The 25,075-nt window shown below is 34.0% G+C and carries 24 protein-coding genes; 14 read left to right on the forward strand and 10 right to left on the reverse strand.

Features of this window, described 5'->3' with window-relative positions; translation table 11 throughout:
- From cydB to AAFN75_RS01905, 3 genes are all read left to right on the forward strand, one after another.
- Complete coding sequence (gene cydB / locus AAFN75_RS01895) at positions 1–1,074, forward strand: cytochrome d ubiquinol oxidase subunit II (protein ID WP_411807992.1); 1,074 nt, start codon at positions 1–3, stop codon at positions 1,072–1,074.
- A 15-nt stretch (positions 1,075–1,089) separates the two neighbouring features.
- A complete protein-coding gene (locus tag AAFN75_RS01900; protein WP_411807993.1) occupies positions 1,090–1,398 on the forward strand; it encodes a hypothetical protein in 309 nt (102 codons plus the stop codon).
- Between the two features lie 159 nt (positions 1,399–1,557).
- A complete protein-coding gene (locus AAFN75_RS01905; RefSeq protein WP_411807994.1) occupies positions 1,558–3,015 on the forward strand; it encodes an NAD(P)/FAD-dependent oxidoreductase in 1,458 nt (485 codons plus the stop codon).
- A gap of 216 nt (positions 3,016–3,231) precedes the next feature.
- Here the strand turns inward: AAFN75_RS01905 and pncA are convergent, their stop codons facing one another.
- The 3 genes from pncA to AAFN75_RS01920 form a co-directional block, all read right to left on the reverse strand.
- Positions 3,232–3,837, reverse strand: coding sequence for a bifunctional nicotinamidase/pyrazinamidase (gene pncA / locus AAFN75_RS01910; protein ID WP_411807995.1), 606 nt, complete (start codon positions 3,835–3,837; stop codon positions 3,232–3,234).
- Between the two features lie 2 nt (positions 3,838–3,839).
- Positions 3,840–5,237, reverse strand: coding sequence for a nicotinate phosphoribosyltransferase (locus tag AAFN75_RS01915; RefSeq protein ID WP_411807996.1), 1,398 nt, complete (start codon positions 5,235–5,237; stop codon positions 3,840–3,842).
- Positions 5,238–5,318: 81 nt separating this feature from the next.
- Positions 5,319–6,317 carry a metal-dependent hydrolase gene (locus AAFN75_RS01920; RefSeq protein ID WP_411807997.1) on the reverse strand — a complete coding sequence of 333 codons (999 nt, stop codon included), beginning with the start codon at positions 6,315–6,317 and terminating at the stop codon, positions 5,319–5,321.
- A 133-nt stretch (positions 6,318–6,450) separates the two neighbouring features.
- Between AAFN75_RS01920 and AAFN75_RS01925 the strand changes: the two genes are divergently transcribed.
- From AAFN75_RS01925 to AAFN75_RS01975, 11 genes are all read left to right on the forward strand, one after another.
- A complete protein-coding gene (locus tag AAFN75_RS01925) occupies positions 6,451–7,758 on the forward strand; it encodes a TolC family protein (RefSeq protein WP_411807998.1) in 1,308 nt (435 codons plus the stop codon).
- A 106-nt stretch (positions 7,759–7,864) separates the two neighbouring features.
- Entirely contained in the window at positions 7,865–8,938 is a 1,074-nt protein-coding gene (locus tag AAFN75_RS01930) for an efflux RND transporter periplasmic adaptor subunit (protein ID WP_411807999.1), read from the forward strand.
- A 226-nt stretch (positions 8,939–9,164) separates the two neighbouring features.
- Positions 9,165–12,359, forward strand: a complete 3,195-nt coding sequence (locus AAFN75_RS01935; protein WP_411808000.1) for an efflux RND transporter permease subunit — start codon at positions 9,165–9,167, stop codon at positions 12,357–12,359.
- A gap of 120 nt (positions 12,360–12,479) precedes the next feature.
- Complete coding sequence (locus AAFN75_RS01940) at positions 12,480–12,785, forward strand: hypothetical protein (protein ID WP_411808001.1); 306 nt, start codon at positions 12,480–12,482, stop codon at positions 12,783–12,785.
- 18 nt (positions 12,786–12,803) lie between these two features.
- Positions 12,804–13,013: a DUF2892 domain-containing protein gene (locus tag AAFN75_RS01945; protein ID WP_144116539.1), complete on the forward strand. Its 210-nt coding sequence runs from the start codon at positions 12,804–12,806 to the stop codon at positions 13,011–13,013.
- An 81-nt stretch (positions 13,014–13,094) separates the two neighbouring features.
- Positions 13,095–13,724, forward strand: coding sequence for a Crp/Fnr family transcriptional regulator (locus AAFN75_RS01950; protein ID WP_144116540.1), 630 nt, complete (start codon positions 13,095–13,097; stop codon positions 13,722–13,724).
- Positions 13,725–13,966: 242 nt separating this feature from the next.
- Positions 13,967–14,524, forward strand: a complete 558-nt coding sequence (locus AAFN75_RS01955; RefSeq protein ID WP_144116541.1) for a YeeE/YedE family protein — start codon at positions 13,967–13,969, stop codon at positions 14,522–14,524.
- Positions 14,525–14,528: 4 nt separating this feature from the next.
- A complete protein-coding gene (locus AAFN75_RS01960; protein ID WP_411808002.1) occupies positions 14,529–14,942 on the forward strand; it encodes a DUF6691 family protein in 414 nt (137 codons plus the stop codon).
- 3 nt (positions 14,943–14,945) lie between these two features.
- Positions 14,946–15,737, forward strand: a complete 792-nt coding sequence (locus tag AAFN75_RS01965) for a sulfite exporter TauE/SafE family protein (protein WP_411808003.1) — start codon at positions 14,946–14,948, stop codon at positions 15,735–15,737.
- A 114-nt stretch (positions 15,738–15,851) separates the two neighbouring features.
- Positions 15,852–17,264, forward strand: coding sequence for an MBL fold metallo-hydrolase (locus tag AAFN75_RS01970; RefSeq protein ID WP_411808004.1), 1,413 nt, complete (start codon positions 15,852–15,854; stop codon positions 17,262–17,264).
- A 20-nt stretch (positions 17,265–17,284) separates the two neighbouring features.
- Positions 17,285–17,557 carry a heavy-metal-associated domain-containing protein gene (locus tag AAFN75_RS01975; RefSeq protein ID WP_411808005.1) on the forward strand — a complete coding sequence of 91 codons (273 nt, stop codon included), beginning with the start codon at positions 17,285–17,287 and terminating at the stop codon, positions 17,555–17,557.
- Positions 17,558–17,621: 64 nt separating this feature from the next.
- Here the strand turns inward: AAFN75_RS01975 and AAFN75_RS01980 are convergent, their stop codons facing one another.
- From AAFN75_RS01980 to AAFN75_RS02010, 7 genes are all read right to left on the reverse strand, one after another.
- A complete protein-coding gene (locus tag AAFN75_RS01980; RefSeq protein WP_411808006.1) occupies positions 17,622–17,897 on the reverse strand; it encodes an ATP-dependent Clp protease adaptor ClpS in 276 nt (91 codons plus the stop codon).
- Positions 17,898–17,929: 32 nt separating this feature from the next.
- Positions 17,930–18,763 carry a 50S ribosomal protein L11 methyltransferase gene (prmA, locus tag AAFN75_RS01985; protein WP_411808007.1) on the reverse strand — a complete coding sequence of 278 codons (834 nt, stop codon included), beginning with the start codon at positions 18,761–18,763 and terminating at the stop codon, positions 17,930–17,932.
- Positions 18,764–18,815: 52 nt separating this feature from the next.
- Positions 18,816–19,622 (reverse strand): hypothetical protein, encoded by an 807-nt coding sequence (locus AAFN75_RS01990; RefSeq protein ID WP_411808008.1) that lies wholly within the window; start codon positions 19,620–19,622, stop codon positions 18,816–18,818.
- Positions 19,623–19,674: 52 nt separating this feature from the next.
- Entirely contained in the window at positions 19,675–21,234 is a 1,560-nt protein-coding gene (locus tag AAFN75_RS01995) for a T9SS type A sorting domain-containing protein (RefSeq protein WP_411808009.1), read from the reverse strand.
- A 91-nt stretch (positions 21,235–21,325) separates the two neighbouring features.
- Positions 21,326–22,453: a helix-turn-helix domain-containing protein gene (locus AAFN75_RS02000; protein WP_411808010.1), complete on the reverse strand. Its 1,128-nt coding sequence runs from the start codon at positions 22,451–22,453 to the stop codon at positions 21,326–21,328.
- 48 nt (positions 22,454–22,501) lie between these two features.
- Positions 22,502–23,134, reverse strand: coding sequence for a response regulator (locus AAFN75_RS02005; RefSeq protein ID WP_411808011.1), 633 nt, complete (start codon positions 23,132–23,134; stop codon positions 22,502–22,504).
- A complete protein-coding gene (locus AAFN75_RS02010) occupies positions 23,127–25,046 on the reverse strand; it encodes a tetratricopeptide repeat protein (RefSeq protein ID WP_411808012.1) in 1,920 nt (639 codons plus the stop codon). The genes AAFN75_RS02005 and AAFN75_RS02010 overlap by 8 nt, the downstream gene beginning before the upstream one ends.
- Positions 25,047–25,075 lie beyond the last annotated feature (29 nt).

A 25,075-nucleotide genomic window follows, 5' to 3' on the forward strand; every position in this document is an offset into this window, starting at 1 on the left:
ATGGAAGTATTTTGGTATATAGCAATAGCTATTGTTTTAGCAATATTTTTTATTTTAGACGGCTACGATTTTGGAACCGGAATCATTCATTTATTCTTCGCTAAAAAAGAAAAAGACAAAGAAGTCATTGCAAAATCAGCAGGTCTATTTTGGGACTCTAACGAGGTTTGGCTAGTGGCCGCAGGCGGTATGCTTTTCATGGCCTTCCCTACCTTTTATGCGTCTGTTTTTAGTGGGTTTTATTTACCACTAATTATCGTCCTTTGGTTAATAATTTTCAGAGCTATTGGTTTAGAATTTAGAGGGCAATTTAAATATCAAATGTGGAAAGACATTTGGGATACCTCATTTGGAGTTTCTAGCTTATTATTAGCCCTGTTTTTTGGTATTGCTTTGGGAAACATTGTTAGAGGTGTAAATTTAGGAGATGTTCAAAATGGAATTTCTGCTCACGAAGGCCATTACTTTTTTCTACCATTATGGAATAGCAGTTTTAGTCCATTAACAGAACATCCTGGGGTTATTGATTGGTTTACCCTTGTTATTGGCTTAATTGCCGTAGTTACCTTGGCCATTCATGGTGCCAATTGGATTATTTTAAAAACTAATTCATCTATAAATAGCAAACTTAAGGGGGTTGTCTTTAAGCTGAATATTGTATTAATTGCACTTACCTTATTCTCTTTATACTTATGGCAGATAGTAAATCCGAATTCCTTAAATAATTTTGTTGAAAAGCCATTATTAATGGTATTTCCTATTATTTATTTTACAGGTTTAATTGGTTTGTTTTTTATAAAAAGAATTAAAAAAGATGGCCACGCTTTTTTATTATCAACCTTATTGATTTTAGGCGGAATCACATCGTCCTTAGCATCTTTATTTCCGGTAATATTACCGTCGGTTAATACAGTTAATGAACCTTTAACAATATACAACACTGCAGCTCCAGAGTATGGATTATCTGTAGCGTTAACTTGGGGTATTATTGGCTTTATTCTTCTATTTGTTTACTTGATAGTTCAAAAAAGACTAATGGGAGGAAAAGTTGACAATATGGATTACGGACACTAGTCTAAACTAACTATTATGACAGGGACTTTAATTTCATTAATAAGTATTATTATTGGCATTATTGCGGCTAATACCTTTGGATATTTCAATAAAAAATATTCTTTCGGATTAACGGGTAATTCTTTAATTGGTGTTTTTGGAAGCGTTTTACTAATCAAATCTTTTGGAAGATTAGGCTTCGATCCTTGGTCGATAATACAAAATGAAACTTTTCATATTGGATTATTTTTAATCAATTGTACAGTTTCTATTCTAGGTGGCATTTTAGGACTCTTTATCACAAAACACATAGAGAATAAAATAAATAAGAAAGCAGCTAATTAGCTGCTTTTTTTGTGTAACAAAAGTTACTATTTAACTCGTAAAAAAACACAACCTTTACAACACGACTAAAGCCATCTATTTACCACATAATCAAAACAATATATTTATTTTTTTTATGCTTTAATCGCATATCATTTTAAAATAATCAAATTATAAATCATGTCTAAAATAGTCATTTTAGGAGCAGGAATTGCTGGTCACGTAGCAGCAACTCATTTACGCAGAAAATTACCAAAAAAGCACGAAGTTGTTGTAGTGTCTCCTAATAGCAATTATCAATGGGTTCCATCTAACATTTGGGTTGGAATTGGAAAAATGAAGTCTGAAAAAATTTACTTCCCATTAGCACCATTATATAAAAAGAAAGGCATTGGTTATAAACAATCCAAAGCGATTTCGTTTTTTCCTGAAGGCGATAAAACCGAAGAGAAACCTTATGTATTATCTGAATATGTAGTAGGAGAAAATAAAGGCCAACAAGAAAAAATAACTTACGATTATTTAATTAATGCTACAGGTCCAAAACTAAACTTTGGAGCCACTCCAGGTTTAATTCCGGGTAAAAATAAAGCCTATTCTGTTTGCACATATTCTCACGCAGACCATGCTTGGGAAGGTTTTAAGGAAGTCATTGAGCAAATGAAATCGGGTAAAAAAGTTAAAATACTAATTGGTACAGGACACGCAAAATCGACTTGCCAAGGTGCTGCTTTTGAATATATATTAAATGTAGAGCAAGAATTGCACAAGCATAATGTTCGTGATATGGCAGAAGTCACTTGGATTTCTAACGAATATCAATTAGGCGATTTTGGTATGGATGGTATGTTATTAAGCTACGGAAGCATGACCATGAAATCTCATGAAATGGTTGAAATGATTTTTGAAGACAGAGATATTAAATGGATTCTTGGAGCTGGCGTTAATAAAATAGAAGATGGTTTAGCGCATTACGAAACGCTTGACGGTGAATATAAAACTGAAACTTACGATTTTGCCATGTTAATCCCATCGTTTTCTGGTCATGGTTTTAAAGCTTATGATAAAAATGAAAACGACATTACAGAAAAACTCTTTAAAGGGTTTATGATTGTGGATGCCGATTATACACCAAAACCATACGAAGAATGGTCTGTAAAAGATTGGCCAGAAACCTATCAAAACCCGAGTTACAAAAACATTTTTGCACCCGGAATTGCATTTGCACCTCCACACGCCATTTCTAAACCAAGAACAAGTAAAAACGGGACGCCTATTTCACCAGCACCACCACGAACAGGAATGCCTTCTGGTATTACCGCAAAATTAGTTGCAGATAACATTATAGATTCTATAAAAACAGGAAAAGAATCTTTACATCATAAAGGTTCTATGGGGAATATGGGCGCAGCGTGTATTGCTTCTGCTGGTTATGGAATAACAAAAGGAAGTGGTGTTAGTATTACAACCTATCCAATTGTTCCAGATTATAAGAAATACCCAAAAACACAAGGCAGACAATTAGGCAAAACCTTTGGAGAAATAGGTTTAGCAGGTCATTGGCTAAAATTGGCTTTACATTACGCTTTTATTTATAAAGCTAAAATGAAACCATTTTGGTGGCTGATTCCTGAGTAATAAATAGTAAACTGTCAAAGCAATTGGTTGCAAAAAACTAGAAAACTAAACACAAATAAAATGACTCAAAGAATATCAAAATATCAAAGATTTAAAATGATGAATCCCATCATTCAGTTTTTCAAGTTCATTTATTTAAGTATAAAAATAATGCTTGTTGTAGCTGGAGGACATGGAGGTACGAGAAGCTAATGCTATTCTAATATTGTTTTAGTACTACAAAGATTCTGAAGTTATAATCCTAACACCCATTGAAAGCATCTTAGTCTTTATAACTTCAAACGCTTGTACATCTAGAGGTTTAGCAGCATCTTCAATAAAATAGCAGTCAAATCCTTCTTTAACAGCATCACATATAGAAAAGTAAACACAAATATCTGAAGCCAAACCACAAAAATACAGTTGGGACGCTCCTTTTTCTTTTAAATAGCCAGTTAAACCAGTTGCTTTTAAATGGTTGTTATCATAAAAGGCACTATAACTATCAATGGCTTTATCGGTTCCTTTTCTAAAAATAGCCTCGTACTTTGTGGTGTCTAATTCTGGATGTAACTCTGCTCCCACACTACCTTGCACGCAATGTTGTGGCCATAAGGTTTGCATATTACCGCGCCACTCAATACAATCAAAATCCGATTTTCCTTCATGGTTTATAGCAAAACTAGAATGATCTTTAGGGTGCCAATCTTGTGTGGCTACTATCAAATCAAATGTATTTAATATGCTATTTATTACCGGTACAATTTTATCGCCGTTAGGCACTGAAAGTGATCCTCCAGGAATAAAATCATTTTGTACATCAATGACTAAAAGTGTTTTCATATTTAGCTTTTATGCTGATTAATCAGATTATTTCGTTCGTTTTTAAGCTTACTACTAAGTCCTATTTTATAAATATGCGGGTTATGAAAACGTTTATATTCAACAGGTAGTTTATCCAAGCGCGATTGCGAATATTTTGAAATCTCGGTAACTGTTCTAGCCGGTGCCACACGTTTACCATGTTCCATAACTAATTCTAATAAAGTCTCTTTTTTAAGTCCACTAATATCTATTTGCTTAGTAATATCAAAAGGATGTTCCATTTGGCTTACTTCGCCTTCCGAGTAAATAGCAACCGCATCAGCGCCATAAAACATGCCATCTGCATCCAGCATTCTATACACTTGCTTTTTAAAAGGAAGCGATACTTTTATAATATTTTCAGAGAGTTTAATTCTAGGCGCATCATTAAATTCAGATAATTTATAAACACCATCCAAAGCTGCATCTGGTCTTCCTGTAACGAGATTGGTTCCTACACCAAAAACATCAATAGGCGCATGTTGTTCTTTTAAACTCTTAATTACAATTTCGTCTAATTGATTAGACACAACAATCTTTACATAATTTAAACCGGCAGCATCTAAAACGGCTCTTGCTTTTTTAGATAAATACGCTAAATCGCCACTATCCAAACGGATTCCGAATAATTTATCATCACGTTCTTCCATTTCTTTAGCAACTGTAATGGCATTTGGAAGTCCTATTTTTAACGTGTTATACGTATCAATTAAGAGCACACAATTTTCAGGGCGTATTCGAGCAAAATCACGAAAAGCCTCTAACTCGTTATCATAACTTTGTATAAAAGCGTGCGCCATGGTTCCTGTAGATGGGATGTTGTAATCCTCTGCTGCTTTTACATTACTAGTACTATCAAATCCACCAATTGCGGCAGCTCTAGAGGCATAATATCCACCTGTAGCATGTGCACGACGTAAGCCCATATCTAACAATATAGCATCTTTAGCACTATAGCGAATTCTACTCGCTTTGGTAGCAATTAAGGTTTGAAAATTAAGAATATTAAGTAAAAGTGTTTCTATTATTTGTGCTTCTATAATATTAGCCTCTACTTGTAAAATAGGACGGTTAGGAAAAACAACATCGCCTTCCTTACTAGAACGAATATTACCTTTAAAACTGAAATTTTTCAAGTACTCTAAAAACTCATTTTCAAATCCTTTTTCTTTTAAATAAGAGATATCGGAATCTGAAAATTTAAGCGAATCCAAAATATCTAATACATCTTCTAACCCAGCAAATATGGAATAGCCACTACCAAAAGGATTATGACGAAAATAATAATCAAATACCGCTCTGCCGTTTGGTTTGGTAACAAAATAGACCTGCGCCATTGTTATTTGATATAGATCTGTATATGCAGCTGTAATATCCATAAATTTTCAAGTTTTGTTTGTAAAATATTTAAAATTTAAAAAATCTTAGGTAAGCCTCCTTAAAAAGTATTCCATTTTAAATTAGTTTCCCTTTAAGCGTTGCCATAATTCGGTTAGCAGTTTTTTAGCATCCCTATTATCTTTAGGTTCTTCCGTAAAAATAACATGGCCAGAAGCATCTACATCTAACCTAAATTTAAATACAAAGTTTTCTGCTTTAGGCTCTAAACTTAACAATCCAAATCGTAAATCGTTAAAATAAAGGGTATCCTCTTTTTTATTGATGGTGTACCAACCTTCGGTAATAGCAATCATACGTTTTACGCTTTCATCTTCAATCAAATCCCCTAATAACTCATGGTTTTTAGGGTAGCTATCAAAAGTAATGGGTTGCGAATCAAAAAACGAATAATTACCAAGTAAATAGGCGTTTTCGGTTTGCACATTAGCACTCCAAAGTATGGTGTTTAAAGGCGAAGGCCTAGTATCAACATCTAAATACGCTATATTTTGTGTATCTAAAGCAGCTTCAAATTTAGTGTATGCAACCCATTTTAACAGTAAGGTTATTGCCAAATAAGTGGTGCTCATTATTAATCCCATGTTATTGTAGAAACGGCGCTTTATTGTGGTGCGTTTTTGGCGCATTGCTAAAATTAAAAATACCAAAAAAGGGATCGTGTACAAAGGATCGATTACAAATATATTTTTAAAAGCTAATCGTAAATCGAAAGGCCAAAACAACTGCGTTCCCCAAGTGGTATGCGCATCCAAAATTGGATGTGTTACAAACGACCAAAAGAATAACCACGACCAGTCCTTAAAGTTTTTATGGGTTTCATAGCGAGACACCAGCCATCCAAAAAGAGGTGCGAAAAGCACAGAAAACACAATAGAGTGTGTCAAGCCACGATGAATAGCAAGAGCCGAAACCGTGTCTGTTAAATGCGAAGCAAATACATCGAAATCTGGAATAGTTCCCGCAATGGCACCATAAAGCATTGCTTTGTTTCCAACTTTTTTACCTAAAACAGCTTCTCCTACAGCAGCTCCTAATACTATTTGTGTTAATGAATCCATACCGTTTGTAAAAATAAGTTAAGCAAATTTAAACACACAACAATCTTTTAAGATAATCAACTTTTCCATGGGTAACTTATGTTACGTACACTAGTGTTCTTCCCTTGTACATTTGTGTTAAATTAAATAATTGATGAAAAAACATATTTATATAACTCTATTTCTTTTTGCTTTTAGTTTTAGCATGAAAGCACAAGACATAATACCAATAACGAAATTGGATGTACTTTCTAGAGTTTCAGAAAACAATACAAGCATTAAAATTTCTGAGGAAGATTTTAAGCAAGCCAGAGCGGACTACCGTCAAACTAATGCAGTGTTTTTACCCAATATTACAGCTAGCCATTCTGCTATTGCAACTACAAATCCTTTAATGGCTTTTGGCTCTAAGTTAAACCAAGAAATTTTAACCCAGAATGATTTTAATCCTGCACTGTTAAACGATCCTTCTCAAATCGAAAATTTTGCAACTAAGTTAGAAATTCAGCAACCATTAATAAATTTAGATGGCGTATTTCAGCGTAAAGCTGCTAAGTCGAAAATGCAAGCCATGGCATTAAAAACGGAACGTACACAAGATTATTTAGCTTTTGAAGTTGATAAAGCCTATATGCAGTTACAATTAGCTTATAAAGCTGTTGATGTGTTAGAGAAAGCCCTAGAAGCCGCAAACGCTAATAAAAAACTAGCAGACGATAGCTTTAAACAAGGCTATTTACAACGTGCAGATGTACTAAATGTTGAGGTACGTGTTACCGAAGTTAAAAACCAGTTACAAACCGCTAAGAGTAATGTGCAAAATGCTTCAAATTATTTGTCTTTTTTAATGAATGATGAAAGCTACGTAGTTTACACACCAACAGATGATTTAACCCTTGCAACGTTTACTTTAGAAGATAAAATGGTTTCGGAAAATCGGTCGGATATTAAAGCGATGCAATTAGCAACTAATGCTTTTGAAGCTATGAATAAAGCCGATAAAATGGCCTTTTTACCGCGTTTAAATGCGTTTGGCAGCTATGAGTTATATGACGATGAAATTTTCCAAAGTGATGCTAACGGATACTTATTTGGAGCACAACTAAGTTGGGATATTTTTCAAGGCTCGAAACGTTTTGGAAAAGCCCAAAAAAGTAAGGCTGAATTTGAAAAATCGAAGCTGGAATACAAACAATACGTATCGCAAAGTAATTTAGAATTAAATAAAGCAAAACGTGCATTCTTAGATGCTGAAAATAAATTAAAACTAACGGCATTGGCCTTGGAGCAATCGGAAGAATCTTTAAGAATAAGAACCAATAGATTTAAGGAAGGTTTAGAAAAAACATCCGATTTATTAATGTCCGAAACCCAATATTCTCAAAAACAACTTGAATATTATCAAACCATTTTTGAATACAATTACACACAAGCATACCTACAATTTTTAACTAAAGAATAAGTAGAAAGCAGTATTAAGAGCAAAGTATTAAGTATTAAGACGATAGAATTAAGTATCTAGATTAAAAAATCACGGTATTATTTAATAAAACACAAAAACAAATCCAATGAAAAAAACATATACCATCCTAACACTTTCCATAGCGCTTTTATTAGCTAGTTGTGGTAGCGACGAGAAAAAAACAGTTGCAGATAATACGGCAGCAATACGTGTAAAAACAAGCAAAGTGGCAGCAAACGGCAATAGCCCTTTTTTATCTGTAAGTGGAAAAATTCAAGCAGTTAATAGTGCCGACTTAAGTACTAGAATGATGGGTTACGTTAATAAAGTACATGTTAATGTTGGCGATAAAGTGCGCAAAGGTCAGTTATTGCTTTCCATTAACAATACAGATTTACAAGCTAAACGTGCGCAAGTAAATGCTGGTATTACCGAATCAACTGCAGCCTTTGAGAATGCACAAAAAAACTACAATAGGTTTAAAAGTTTGTTTAGCAACAACAGTGCTTCTCAAAAAGAAATGGATGATATGACTGCCAATTTTAATATGGCAAAAGCACGGTTAGAGTCGGCTAAACAAATGAAAAACGAAATTAACGCGCAATTTACGTATAGCAATATTACGGCGCCTTTTAATGGCACAATAACTAGTAAAAATGTAGAAGCTGGTAATATGGCAAATCCTGGTGTTCCATTAATAAGTATTGAAACACCTGGAAATTTTGAAGTGATGGCCATGGTGCCCGAAACCGAAATTTCGGAAATTAAAAAAGGATCGGTGGTAAATGTGTTAGTTAAATCGATTAATAAAACCTTAAAAGGAACGGTAAAAGAAGTGAGTACTTCTGCCAAAAACACAGGTGGACAATACTTGGTAAAAATAGATTTATATAAATCCGACGCCAGTATTTTATCTGGCATGTTTACAACCGTACAGTTTCCGGTGGAAAGAAAGGCTATAGCATCGATGGTTTTAATACCAACTAATGCTATTGTAACCAAAGGACAACTATCTGGCGTGTATACGGTAAGCCAAAGTAATACAGCGTTTTTACGTTGGTTGCGCTTAGGCAGAACTTTTGGAGATCAAGTGGAAGTGTTATCGGGTTTAAACGCCGACGAAGCTTACATTGTTTCGGCTGAAGGAAAACTTTACAATGGAGCTAAAATCAGTTTTTAGTAGGCAGTATTCAGTTACCGTTTTCAGTATCCTACAAGGTGTCAAAAACCTAGTAGGTATTTATAAAGAATATTAAATAACAAAAGTTTAAGCGCGTTAAGGATAGTAGTAGAAATCCTTTTTTTGCTGCCATATATGGCAAAAAAAGATTGTAACGGAGAGCCTGTTAAAACGCCCAAAAAACATAAGTTTTCCACCTTCGTGGGAACGAAAAAAAGTAATAATTATGAAAGAAGGAATCGCAGGTAAAATTGCCAAAATCTTTATGCAATCGAAGTTAACAGTATTGTTAATGATTGTTTTTATGGTGGTTGGTGTGTACAGTTCGTTTTTAATTCCGCGCGAAGAAGAACCGCAAATTGATGTGCCCATGGCCGACATTTTTGTGGGCTATCCTGGAGCAAGTCCTACCGAAGTAGAATCGCGTGTTATTAAGCCCTTAGAGCAATTAATATCGAATATTAAAGGTGTGGAATATGTGTACTCTACGTCCATGAAAGAGCAAGGCATGGTTATCGTGCAGTTTTATGTGGGTGAAGATATTGAACGCTCGTTTGTAAAAATGTACAACGAGATTAACAAACACATGGACCAAATGCCTGCTGGTGTAACATTTCCGTTGGTAAAAACTCGTGCTATTGACGATGTGCCTATGTTAGGTTTAACCTTGTGGAGCGAGAATTATGACGATTTCCAATTAAACCAAATGGCTCAAGAACTGGAAGCCGAAATTAAAAAGGTAAATGATGTGGCTATTACGCATAAAATTGGTGGTAGAGACCGCCAGTTACGCGTGGTTTTAGATAAAGATAAATTAGCGGCAAGTGGATTGGATTTCTTGTCGGTTTCTGAAATGATAAAAGCTAACAACAGCCAACTAAGTGCTGGGAGTTTTAATAAAGACGACACCGAATTTTTGGTGAATACAGGCAAATTTTTAGCCTCTGTAACCGATGTTGAAAACTTAGTGGTTGGCGTGCAACAAAATCAGCCTATTTACTTAAAGCAAATTGCTAGCATTATAGATGGACCAGAAGTACCACAAAATTATGTGAGTTTAGGGTTTGGAAAAGGTGCTGAAAAATCGGCAGAATACAAATCGGAATATCCTGCAGTAACTATTTCGGTTGCTAAGCGAAAAGGTGCCGATGCCATGAAAATTGCAGAGGTAATTATAGATAAGGTAGCGCATTTACGCAGTACATTAATTCCTGATGATGTGCATGTTGAAATTACACGAAACTACGGCGAAACGGCGTCTCATAAAGTATCAGAATTATTACTACACCTTATTGGCTCTATCTTTGCGGTAACCATTGTGGTCATGTTGGCTATGGGTTGGCGAGGTGGATTGGTTGTGTTTTTATCGGTGCCAATTACGTTTGCTTTAACCTTATTGAGTTACTATATGATGGATTACACGCTAAACCGAATTACCTTATTTGCTTTGGTATTTGTAACGGGAATTGTGGTAGATGACTCTATTATTATTGCCGAAAACATGCATAGGCATTTTAAAATGAAACGCTTACCTTTTAAACAAGCGGCATTATACGCGATAAATGAGGTTGGAAACCCTACCATTTTAGCAACATTTACAGTTATAGCCTCTGTGTTACCTATGGCTTTCGTATCTGGTTTAATGGGCCCATATATGGCACCAATGCCAATTGGAGCTTCTATTGCTATGATTTTATCCTTATTTGTAGCCTTAACCATTACACCTTATTTGGGGTATATTTTCTTAAAAGAGAAAGATAAAAAGGGTGTAGAAGAAAAACCTGAAAAAGCTGTTGAAGACACGCTTATTTATAGAATTTATAACAGGTTTGAAAGACCTCTTCTAGAAAGCAAGAGCAAACGATGGTTATTTTTATTAGGAACCTTTGCCGTTTTATTGGGTACAATGGCCTTATTTTTTACCAACTCGGTTGCTGTAAAAATGTTGCCTTTTGATAACAAGAATGAATTTCAAGTGGTTATAGATATGCCAGAAGGCACAACTTTGGAGCGCACAGGTGTTGTAGCCCAAGAAATCGCTCAATACTTGGCTAACAGACCAGAGGTTGTTAATTACCAAAACTATGTTGGTACCTCTGCGCCTATAACGTTTAATGGTTTAGTGCGTCATTACGATTTACGTGGCGGATCTAATATGGCCGATATTCAAGTTAATTTATTGGCCAAAGAAGACCGCTCTGCACAAAGTCATGATATCGCCAAATTAATGCGTCCAGATATACAAAAAATTGCAGCAAAATATCATGCCAATGTAAAGTTGGTTGAGGTGCCACCAGGACCACCAGTACTATCTACCATTGTTGCAGAAATTTACGGACCAGATTATAAAGAGCAAATAAAAGTAGCAAACAGCGTTCAAGATATATTAAAAAACACAGCCGATGTGGTTGATATTGATTGGATGGTTGAAGACGACCAAATCGAGTATCAATTTGATATAAATAAAGAGAAAGCCATGTTATACGGTGTTGCACCTCAGCAAATTGCTTACACCATGAATATGGCCTTATCTAACCGAGCAATTACAACGCTTTACGACGAGGATGCTGTTAACCAAATTGGTTTAGTATTGGCTTTAGATGAAAAAGAGAAATCTACAATTAACGATATTTCACAATTAAAAGTAAAATCGAAACAGGGTAATATGGTACCCATTTCAGACTTGGTAAATATCTCTCAAACTATTGCTGCAAAAAGTATTTACCATAAAAACCAAAAACGTGTGGTTTATGTTATGGCAGATATGGCTGGCGATTTAGAAAGTCCTGCCTATGCTATTCTTGGCATGGAAAAAAAGTTAAAAGAGATTCAATTACCAAAAGGTTACCAATTAAACGAAATGTATTTAGGGCAGCCCGAATTCGAGGATAATTACACCGTTAAATGGGATGGCGAATGGCAAATTACTTTAGAGGTTTTTAGAGACTTAGGCATTGCCTTTTTAGGCGCTATAATTTTAATTTATATTTTAATTGTAGGATGGTTCCAGAACTTTAAAGCACCTATTGTCATGATGGTTGCTATTCCTTTATCGCTTATAGGAATCATTTTAGGACACTGGCTTATGGGCGCATTTTTTACTGCAACTTCATTTATTGGTATGATTGCTTTAGCAGGAATTATGGTTAGAAATTCGGTATTACTTATCGATTTTATAAACCTTAGAACAGCCGAAGGTGTGCCGCTAAAACAAGCAGCTATCGAAGCTGGAGCAGTGCGTACAACTCCTATTTTATTAACAGCAGGAACCGTTGTTATTGGAGCCTTTGTTATTCTGTTCGACCCTATTTTTCAAGGTTTAGCCATATCATTAATGGGCGGCACTATTGTATCAACCGTATTAACATTGCTTGTTGTTCCACTGGTTTATTATATGATAGAGAAAAAGAATTATAAATAAAATTTTGTCACTTCGAGTGATTTTCGCTAGAAAATCGTACCGAGAAGTCTTTTAAAACCTTCTCGATACAATTCCGAAAGTATTCGGAATCACTCGAACTAACAACTAAATAATATAAAAATGAAATTAGTAATAGTTACAGCCGTAGAGCAATTTCAGAAAGAAGTTTCTAAGCTCTTTAAAAAAGCAAATATTGAAAACTATAGCAGTTCTGATATCGATGGTCATAAAAACGGATCATCATTATTAATGACCTCCAATTGGTTTCCTACCGAAAAAGGTGGTAATGAATCTAGCATGTTTTTTTCATTTACAGATAATCAACATATCGATTTATTATTTCAAGCTATTACAGAATTTAATACAAATTTAGAAACCAACAACCCTATAAAAGCTGTTGTTGTTCCTATCGAAAGATTTATATAAACTTAAAAATTAATTAAAATGTTAAATACATATTTTAGAGTTATTGTGGGCACCATGGTATTATTAAGCGTTGTGCTATCCGTTTACGTAAGTCCAAACTTTATGTGGTTTACGGTATTTATAGGGGTTAACTTAATTCAGTCTGCCTTTACAAAATGGTGTTTATTGGAAACTATATTAGTTAAGCTAGGTGTAAAAAAGGGAGACAACAATTGTTCTTCATGTTAAACCATACCCACATTTTTAATTTAAAAAAAGTAAGCATCATTAAAACCCTAATTATCCAAGTTAAAATTATTATTTTTGGGTATGGCTAACAATTTACTAGAGCAAAAATTTGCTCATACCCTAGATAACGACTTAATTAAAGAGATTTCCGAAAAAGGAATATTAAAAAACTTCAAAAAAGATGATATCATAATTGATATTAATCAAACCTTGAATTACATTCCTTTACTATTAACCGGCGATATTAAAATTATTAGAGAAGATAACGAGGGCAACGAGCTACTCATATACTTTTTAGAGGCTGGCGATACCTGCACCATGTCCTTAACCTGTTGTTTAGGCACCACAAAAAGTAAAATTAGAGCCGTAGCCGAAAAAGATTCCACACTTATTCTCATTCCGGTACAAAACATGCAAAAGTGGTTTCATAACAACGAAAGCTGGCGAAATTTCATTCTACAAAGCTACCAAATCCGTTTCGACGAAATGCTAGAGGCCATAGACAGTCTTGCCTTCTTAAAAATGGACGAGCGTTTGTACAAGTACCTAAAAAACCTAGCCATGGTAGATGAGACTAAAACCATCTCCATAAAACACCAAGAAATTGCCGAAGATTTAAACACCTCGCGCGTTGTAATTTCAAGACTACTAAAAAAACTAGAAAACGAAAACAAAATAAGATTAGGCCGAAATAAAATAGTCGTTATTTAAACTATTTGGGCGCTACCCAAGGGTCGGGCTTTACACTACAAGTCCTCGCACCTCCTACGTCGGGCTGTGGGCTTTCCATTGCAATCCCTAGCGCAACCATCTGCTATCTGTAGTGCAAGCCCCAATAAAACACTACTCTTAAAAAAACATCCCCCTAAGAACCAACAAGTTAACCATCGTTAAGTAACCTTTATTACATAAAAAGGCAAACTTCAATGTAAATTCGCATTAAATAATCAGGTATGCAATTTATATTAAACCCTTGGCCGTGGTATGTTTCAGGCCCACTAATAGCCCTAGTTATGGCATTTCTACTCTACTTTGGCAAAACATTTGGTATGTCGTCCAACTTACGCACAATGTGCTCAATAGCAGGAGCAGATAAGTTTTCAGACTATTTTAAATTCAATTGGAAAGACCAATTATGGAATTTAACCGTAGTACTCGGTGCCATTATTGGAGGTTTTATAGCAGTAAAATTTCTATCCAATACAAGTGGTACAAATTTAAACCCCAACACCGTAGCAGAGCTTAAAAACATGGGCTTTCAAAATCCAGGAGCCACATTATTGCCTAACGAAATGTTTAGCTTAGAGGCCTTATCATCGCCTAAAACCTTAATACTTTTAATAGTTGGAGGCATTTTAGTTGGTTTTGGTACACGATACGCTGGCGGATGCACTTCCGGTCATGCCATTACAGGTTTAAGTAGTTTACAAAAACCATCTCTAATTGCCGTAATAGGCTTTTTTATTGGCGGTTTAATTATGACTAATTTTATTTTACCCTTAATCTTTTAAAATTATGAAAGCAATAAAATTTCTATTAGTCGGCATATTTTTTGGTATTGTATTGGTAAAATCAGAAGCCGTTTCATGGTACCGCATTTACGAGATGTTCAGGTTTCAATCCTTTCATATGTATGGCATAATAGGTACAGCCATAGCATCGGGTATTCTATTTTTACAAATAGCTAAAAAAGGCCATATAAAAAGTATAAAAGGCGCAGATATTTATGTCCCTAAAAAAGACAACGGATTAGCAAGATACATTATTGGCGGCACTGTTTTTGGCTTAGGTTGGGCTTTAATAGGCGCTTGCCCGGGCCCTATGTATATCCTTTTAGGCACTGGTGTTTGGAGCATGATTATTGTAATTGCATCGGCGGTGTTAGGCACATTTATTTACGGACTGTTACAAAAAAAATTACCACACTAAACAATGGGAACAACCGAAATATTAGGCTATATAGGCGCGCTAATTGTTGGTTTAGTTTTAGGACTAATTGGTGGTGGTGGCTCTATACTTACCGTGCCGCTTTTGGTTTACCTTTTAGGATACAATCCTGTAATTGCAACAGCCTATTCCCTATTTGTTGTTGGGACATCATCTATGGTTGGTACTTTCCAAAAACATAAAAAAGGCCTAGTAGATTTTAAAACAGGATTAGCCTTTTCATTCCCATCATTTTTTGCGGTGTATTTAACTCGTCGTTATTTAGTTCCTAATATACCAGAAACTCTTTTTACTGTTGGAGACTTCAGTTTAACTAAAGGTATGGGCCTCATGATATTTTTTGCAATCATTATGATTATTGCATCCTATTCCATGATTAAAAAAGATAAACCACAGGAGGTGCTTTCGGTAAAACAACCTTATTACAAAACCTTTATCCAAGGTTTAACTATTGGTGTTGTTACAGGTGTAATTGGTGCTGGTGGTGGCTTTTTATATGTCCCAGCATTGGTGCTTTGGGCTAAAATACCAATGAAAAAAGCTGTTGGTACATCTTTAATTATAGTAACTATTAATTCCCTAATAGGTTTTATTGGCGATGTGCAAACTATAGATATAGAATGGACCTTCTTACTGGTGTTTACACTAATTTCAATAGTAGGCATTATTATTGGCGTATTTCTCTCTAAATTTATAAGTGGAAAAAAGCTTAAAACGAGTTTTGGGTATTTTGTTTTAATAATGGCTGTTTACATAATTTATAAAGAGTTAAAATAGGATGATCCGTAATAAATGTTACAAACCAAAATGCTAAGGTTTTGTACTTTAGTAAAGTAGAATAAGTAATTAAATAGATTCCTTCCTTACAGGGAATGATAAAAAAATATAAGAATGCAAATAGAACAAATATATACAGGATGTTTAGCTCAAGGGGCTTATTACATAGAATCTAATGGTGAAGTAGCTATTATCGACCCTTTACGCGAAACCCAACAATATGTTGATAAAGCAAATAAAGAAAATGCTAAAATCAAGTATATTTTCGAAACGCATTTTCATGCCGATTTTGTTTCCGGGCACGTTGATTTATCTAAAAAAACAGGAGCTAAAATTATTTATGGTCCAGGAGCAGAAACTAGCTACGATATTCATTCTGCAAAAGATAACGAAGAGTTTAAATTGGGCGATGTTGTTATTAAAGTGCTACACACACCAGGCCACACCTTAGAGTCTTCTACATTTTTACTGTTTGATGAAAACGGAAAAGAACACGCTATTTTTTCGGGAGACACCTTGTTTTTAGGTGATGTTGGTAGACCCGATTTAGCGATTAAGTCCGATTTAACAAAGGAAGACTTAGCTACTATGTTATACGATTCGCTAAGAGAAAAAATAATGACACTTCCAGACGATGTTATTGTTTACCCTGCACATGGAGCGGGTTCTGCTTGTGGCAAAAATTTAAGCAAAGAAACAGTAGGCGTTTTAGGCGAGCAAAAGAAAACTAATTATGCCTTAAGAGCAAACATGACCAAAGCCGAATTTGTAAAAGAAGTGCTAGATGGTATTGCACCACCACCACAGTATTTTGCAAAAAATGCCATGATGAACAAATCTGGTTATGATTCTTTTGAAACCGTATTAAAAAAAGGAGATACACCTTTAGACCCACAACAGTTTGAAAACATAGCAAACCATGAAAGTGCTTTAGTTTTAGATGTTAGAACAGAAAAAGAATTTATTGAAGCCCATATACCTAACTCCATTTTTATTGGTATAAATGGCGGGTTTGCACCATGGGTTGGCGCTTTAATTACCGATTTAAAACAACCAATACTACTTGTAACTCCTAAAGGACGAGAAGAAGAAACCGTAACACGATTATCGCGTGTTGGTTACGATAATACTTTAGGCTATTTAGAAGGCGGTATTGAAGCTTGGAGAAAAGCAGGAAAAGATGTTGAATCTATAAAATCAATTTCTGTCGATGAATTTTCTAAGGACTACAACAGTAAATCTAGTAATGTATTAGATGTTAGAAAAGATGGCGAATATAAATCTGAACACCTAAAAGGCGATCACGTGCAGCATTTTGCTTTAGATTATATTAATGATAACATGAGTGCTATAGATAAAGATAAAACGTATTACGTACATTGTGCTGGCGGTTATCGTTCTATTATAGCAGCTTCCATTCTTAAAGCTCGTGGATTTGATAATTTAATTGATATTGCTGGTGGTTTTGGCGCTATAAAAAATAGCGATTTACCTGTAACAAATTATGTTTGCCCTAGCACATTATAAACTATAAATGCGATAACATTATGAATACAAGCTTAGAAATACAAAATTTAAAATGTGGCGGTTGTGCAAACACCATTACAAAAAAAATATCTAGCATAGAAGATGTTAGTGATGTACAAGTAAATACTGATAGTAAAACGGTATCATTTAACTACAACGAGGAAAGTACTATTGAGAAAGTGCAAAACACATTAAATGAAATAGGATATCCTGTGGTTGGCAATAAAAATAATTTTACTACAAAAGCGAAGTCTTTAGTGAGTTGTGCTATTGGAAGAATACAAGTATATTAAAGGTTGCTAACTAATTTTGTACTGACTAACTCTCAATAACCAATTAAATTTGAGGCAGCCTTTTTTATACGATCTCTGCACTTAAACCTGCTTCTAAAAGCATAGAGCAACGTGGTTTTAAATCTTTTAAAGCCCCCGTTTTAACCGTGCACTTCCCTTTATAATGCACAAGTATAGCGCATTGTTCTGCTTGTTCTGGAGTATGCTCGCAGGCGTAAATAAGGGTTTCAATAACATGATCAAAAGTGTTTACATCATCATTAAACAGTACGATCTCATTTTGAGTTAATACGGCTTCTTCAAGTAATAATTCTTCTGATGCTTTTTCCTTTGTGCTCATAATTTAATAATCTTTGGGGATTAATTACACCACTAATTTATAAATTTTAACGATACCCAATTGTTTCTTTCTAGTTTTTCTTCAAATTTTAACAGATGTTTTTCACATTCTTTTTGAATCATTGGGATGTCATCTGCGTAAAATCCGCTTAGAAACAGCAAACCATTTTTATTTAAACAAGACACATAAGTCTCCATATCTTGCATTAAAATATTACGATTTATATTGGCTATTATTATGTCGTATTTATTTTTTAAAACTGACGCATCGCCTTCAATTACTGTAATATTTTTACAATTATTACGCTCAACATTTTCCAAACTGTTTAGGTAACACCAATTATCATAGTCGATAGCTTCAATTGGTTTGGCACCTTTCATTTCTGCTAAAATTGCTAAAACACCGGTTCCACATCCCATATCCAAAACCGATTTATCTTTAAAATCATTCTTCAAGATATGCTGAATCATCATATGCGTAGTTTCATGATGCCCTGTACCAAAACTCATTTTAGGTTCGATAATTATATCGTATTGAGTATCGAACTTGTCATGAAAAGGTGCACGAACTGCACAAACGTTGTCTACTACAATAGGGTTAAAGTTCTTCTCCCACTCTTCATTCCAATTGGTTTGTTCTATTTCTTCAAAAGTGAAAGTAATTTCAAACTCATCGGAGTTTAATATTTGAATATCATCAAGAATATTTTCATTCCATTCTTCCTTTTGAATGTAAGCTGTAGCACCTTCCTCGGTTTCTACAAAACTTTCAAAACCTGCATAACCAAGTTCTGCAATTAGTATTTCGACTGCTGGTTGAATTGGTTTTACTTTAAAATAGTAACCTATGTAGATTGTATTGGACATTTGCAAATTAAATTAAGTTGCAAATTTAAGGTTTATTACTTTATAAATTGCACTAGTCATCTCTATCAACCACCAAATATCTTCTTCCATTTAAAAGTGTGTTTTTTTCACTGTTAAGTGTTAATTTAAATTCTAACGTATTGCCATTAAAAAAGAGTTGTAGATAAGAGATCTCGTCATAGGTAATAATTCTAAAATCACCTGATGACCGATTTTCGTTCCTTAGTGTTTCTGATTGCACTATAGATTGGTTGTTTATATAATAATAGAAAGAACCGTCATTAAATAGGTTTATGATTTCTTTGTCTGAAATGCCTGTAGATGTATTGCCGTTATAATCAAAATCTGTTTTCGTATTGAAATACCTTAAACTTTTACCTACCAAACGATTTGTCCAAAATTGTGTTTTCGCAGACAGCTTTACTTCTTTAAAAACGATTGATGAATTTAATTTTTCGGCTTCATCTTTTAAGATGTCATTAAAATCTTTTGGTTCTGCAATCGCCAAAATAGTAACACCACTTCCTAGACCATTTATTTTACCAATGGCATACGCTTTGACTACATAATCCATAAAAACACCTTGATAATGTCCTATTACTGTGTTTTCTGAAGTTATTTTAAAATCATTAAGACTGGTAAGTGCTACACCTTCATCTTCAATTCCTTTATTTGCAAGAATTAACAACTTATTAGTTGATTTTGTTTTATTCTCAAAAATGACTATTAGTCCTGATATGCTATCGTGTTTCAAAAACATATACTCGTCTTGAATCTCGGGTGTCCAGCCAGAAGGAATAACGAAAGTCACACCTAATTCTTCTAAATTAATTGTTTGCTGTGGTGTTTGTGAATTCATAATAAAGGCGTTTAAAAATGAAACCAAGATGATTAAAAATATATTCATCGTTTTAGTTTTTAAGTACTTTAAAGCTTTGCGCAGAACCACTATTGGTTTTAATCGTTACGATATAAAGTCCGTTTTTAAAGCTGTTAAAATCAAGACTTATCCGTGAGGTTGAGTTGTATGTTTGTGCTGTATATTCTTGGCCTAACACATTAGTCACCTTGAGATCTACCATCTCAAATTCCATTTTGAAATCTATATAAAGCATATCGTGAGTGGGATTTGGGAAGACTTTAAAATCTGAAACATTAAAGGTTTCAGCAACACTTAACGTATTGGGTTCATTCACATCAAACATAAATGTAGCACCAGCGAAGGCTAAATTATTTTCTTCATTTTCATCCTCTTCATCTCGATAAGCTCCAACTATGGCAAAATCTCCACTTATCGCTACGGAAAAGCCAAAATACTCGCTTGTTTTATTAAAGGCATCGTAAATAAATGCAGTTTCTGTCCAAACACCAGCTTTGTTTTCAAAAATATAAGCTGCACCATCGTCTCCCTGACTTCCAATATCTTTTAAATGGGATCCCACAACAATTCGGTTACCATCAATATCTACATCTTGTCCAAAACGATCGCCTGGGAAAGCATTTGACGCAATAAGTTTTTGAGTTTGATTCCAGATACCATTAGCGTTTCTTTCAAAGGTATAAGCAGCACCTCTAAATTCGTTGTCTTGATTAGATCCAACAACCACGTGATTTCCATTCACTCCTATTGACCACCCAAAAAACACCCCTTGTGATCTATCAGAGGCAACAATTTTTTGTGTTTCACTCCATATTCCATTTGTACCACGTTCAAATATGTAAGCAGATCCAGCACTAGGGATTACATTCATCCCGTTTTCATCCTCATCTTCTCCATAAGAGCCTATTGCGATATAGTTTCCATTTACTGAAATTGCTAACTGTCCAAAATAATCAAAAGCAGCTCTATCTGAAGCCACAATCTTTTGCACCTCGTTCCATGTGCCACCACTGTCAAGCTCAAAAACATAAGCAGCTCCTGCATCATCTAAAAAATTATTTCCTGATGCATCATAATCATGTCTTACTGGACTTACTAAGGCATAATCTCCATCAACAGCGACTGTGTAACCAAAGGCGTTTAACGCCTCACGATCTGAGGCTACAATTTTTTGTACAAAGCCAAATAATCCTGACGGTTGTTTTTGGAAAACATAAACCGCTCCTGCAGCATCAAGGAAATTTGAGTTTGTTGCATCTCGATCTTCACCCCAAGCTCCAACAAATATATAATCGCCACTGATTGCTACTGAATACCCAAAATGATCAAACTGGTTATAATCTGGACTTTCTAATTTTTGTACTTGAATCCAATTTCCAGAGCCATCGTTTTCAAATATATAAACATTGGTTTCGTTTGCACTAGGCAACATTCCCACTACCGCAAAATTACCATCTATATCAACATCTGACCCAAATTGCTGTGATTGGAACCGATCATCAGGAACAATTTTTTGTGTTTGTCCCCAACCTTGGGCATTTAAAATAATTGAAAATAATAGTAGAACACTTGAAAGTAAAATTCGTTTCACAACTTCATAATTAATTGATTAATAACGAAGTAAAACTAACTATGAAACCAAATAGCGACGTGCTATTTTATGTGATTATGAAAAAATAAGACTAATTGTTATGTTTCTGTTTGAATTGTGAAGGCGTTTCTCCAGTAATTTTTTTGAAGGAAGAATTAAAAGCCGATTTAGAGTTAAAACCAGCTTCTAAACCAATAGCAACTAAGGTGTAGTTTGAAAATTCTTGGTCCAGTAAATACGCTTTTGCTTCTTCAACACGCAATGCATTGAGATAATCCTTAAAACCCATTCCTAATTCTGTATTTATTGTTTTTGACAAATGCCCTTGACTTAGCTCTAAGGATTCGGCAGTTTTTTCTAAAGATAAAGACGGATCTAAAAACCGTTTTTCATTCTCCAGAAATTGTTTTAGGCGTTCAATAATGATGTGTTTTGTTTTTGTCTGTACTACTGAAGATATTTTAATTTTTTTCTTAGTTCTAATCTGTTTTCGTTCTTCAACAATGCCATATTTGTAAATACCTATGTGACCTAACCAGTAAATAATCAATGTTAGAAGAATCCAAACGGGATAGTAGGAAATGGCATCGATGAACTGCATATCTGCGATAACCAAAGTTACATTTAGCATAATCAAGACCAAAAAAGCTATTAAAGTAAACTGTAACCAGTTTAATTCCAACTTGACATACTGCTGTTGAAATTCTTTGTGCTTTTTCTGGTAGTCTTTAATCTTAAAAAACAAAACGACTATTACAAAAACACCTAATAACCCTGTAATTAATTCTGCATAATACGCAGAATAGTATCTTAAGCCATCCATTAATTGTTCTAGAAATTCTGATTTAAAATTCAGCCTAACCAAAACTTTATAAACTGTACTCACTAAGAAATGGAGTGCGAAAATCGATAACAACCATTTTGATGTATCGGTACCTTTTTTCTCTGGAAATAAAAAACTTAATACATAATAATACAATAGTGGCAGAACCAATTCTGCCCAAGGAAAGTAATAGGTTTTAAAAAACTCATCATAATCGATTACACCAATATCAACAAAATAATATTGAAGGTTATTCAATGAATAGACCACTATTATACTAACTAAAAAATACACGCTTCTATGTTTATACTTTTTAGAAAACAAAACAACAGCACCAAAGATTAACCCTTGGATAACCCCTGCAAGTATGATACTATTATAAATATTGAAATTCAATACACTTCTATTTATAAAAATAAAAGATAAGAAATTTTAAACCCACATTTACAACAACTGCTTCTGGATAGCTATTTTAATAATACCAACGCTATTTTTTGCTCCTAGCTTGCTCATAATATTCATGCGGTGGGCTTCTACAGTTTTTGGGCTTACAAATAGTTTTTCTGATATTTCTTGCGTGGTTAATTCTTCAAAAATAGCCCTTAAAACTTCGGTTTCTCTTCTTGTAAGTTTAGGCTGAAACGCAGTATTTTCTGTTCTTCCTAAAGACTGATTTAAAATTTTTTTCTTTATGGATTCCTGAAGAAATTTTTCGCCTTTAGTAACGGTAGAAATGGCTTCTAACAATTCGGCTTTGTGTGCATTTTTAAGAAGATACCCAAATGCTCCATTATCTAAAATACGTTTTACAAACGATACGTCTTCATGATTGGTTAAGGCAATAATTCGAACATTAGGAAATGTTTTTGTTATGGTTTTTGTGAGTTCTATACCATTAATATCTGGTAAATTAATATCTAAAAACAAAATATCTGGCTCTTTAACCTTAAAGGCTTTTAAGGTATCTTTTGCATTTTCATGAATGGAGATAACATTAATATGCTTTTCATCCTTTAAAAGGGATTCAATGCCTTTAAGCACTACATAATGATCGTCTGTTATTGAAACCTTAATCATGATTGAATTTTGCGATATCTATTAGAATATTTACGGATGTTCCGTTTTCCGAAGATACAAAATCAATTTCTCCATTTAAAAACGCCACCCTACTTTTTATATTGGAAATACCAAGCCCATTAGATGTTAGGTTTAACGTATTAAACCCCACACCATCATCGTCTACAGCTAGTTGAATAATATTATATCTAAAACTTAACTGCACATTAATCTCTTTTGCTTTAGCGTGTTTTATACTATTGGTAAGCAATTCTTGTGTAATTCTAAAAACATTAACCTCTGTTAATTTAGATAAACTCAAGGTATCCCCTAAAAAATCAAATGTTATTTTTGGTTCATGAATATTATTCATATTGGAACAATAATCTGCAATGGCCGTTTTCAAATCAAAATTTTCGAGTACTGGTGGCACTAGATTATGTGAAATAGCTCGCACCTGCTCACAGGATTTATCAATCATTACAACAGCCTCTTCAATGGTTTTATTATTAAGCTCTAACAAGGTATTTAACTTATGCTTAATAGCCGAAAGCTCTCCGTTTACGCCATCATGCAATTCCTTAGCAATCCTTAGGCGCTCTTTTTCTTCGCCCTCTATTAAAGACTCTAATGAATTTATTTGTGCTTCGTTTTTAATGACTAATAACTCTTGATCTTTCCGTTTTTGGCGTTGTTTGTAAATAAGCCAACTTGCTAAAGAGATAATTAAAAATAAGAGCGCTAAACCTATAGCTATTTTATTTTGCATTTGCTTTTTATTTATAATGCTTTCCTGTTCGGCTAACAACAATCGTTGTTCATAAATTTCGTTGTCTTTCTTTTTGGATTTAAATTGCGCTTCCAACACATTTATTTGTTTTATAAAGCGTTCATTTTTTAACGAATCTGAAAACTTAGAACTTAATTCTTTATAGGTGTAAGCATCTTTGTAATCACCTTGACTTTTACTTATATATGCCAACTCTAAATAAACACGTTCTTGAATTTCTCTAATATTATTTTTCTTGGCAAACTTTAAGGCTTTTTCCAAATAACTTTTAGACGCTTTATAGCGTTTTAAGTTCAAATAGGCTTCTCCTAATTTGAGGAGCACTTCTGCACGATAATACTCGTCGTTTATACCGTTATTAATGTGAAGTGCTTGTTCAAAAAACGGAATGGCTTTTTTATAATCTTGAGTTAATAAATGATATTCTCCGTAATTTCTTGACACAAAAAAACTTAAACGGTTGTTAGATACAATCTTAGAAATACTATCAGCCTTATTAAAAAACGCTAAAGCATTGGGCATCATATGTAATTTAGTTTGCGCTAAACCCAAATCGCCATAAATCATTCCTTTTTGAACCTTATTATCTTTAGGGTTATTTTTTAACGCTAATTCTAAATACTCAATTTCTTTATCATGCCGATTAATGGCACTAAAAAGAGCAGCTAAGTTTTGATATGATTGCGAAACACTTGAACTATCTGCTATGGTTTTAAATATTTGAATGCCCTTAATATAATTATCTACCACGTTATCATATCTACCAAAAAATTGATAGGTATTCCCTAAATTTATATAGGTTGCTGCAATACCTTTTTCATAGTTTATTTTTTTAGCAAAGGGCAATGCTATTTTATTATAATATATGGCAGAGTCATACAATGCCAAATCACTAAACACAATGGCAGTATAACTATAGGCCCTAAAACTCCCTAAATTAAAATGTAGAGATTCACTTATTTTAGCCGCTTTTTTATACGTTGAAATAGCTTTATGCGGGGTTTTAGCCTCTAACTTATACCCTAAATTTAGTAAGGAAACCACTTTTAAACTATCTTTAGAATAAGCGTTCTCTTTATCTTGAGCGTTTAAAACGCTGGATAAAAGACATGCTAGCATTAAAAGAAATAATTGGAAGTTCATTTCAATTTTGTTAATTATCTAAAGATACA

Origin of the sequence: Algibacter sp. AS12, from assembly GCF_046736315.1 — a bacterium.
Lineage (GTDB): Bacteria > Bacteroidota > Bacteroidia > Flavobacteriales > Flavobacteriaceae > Algibacter_B > Algibacter_B amylolyticus.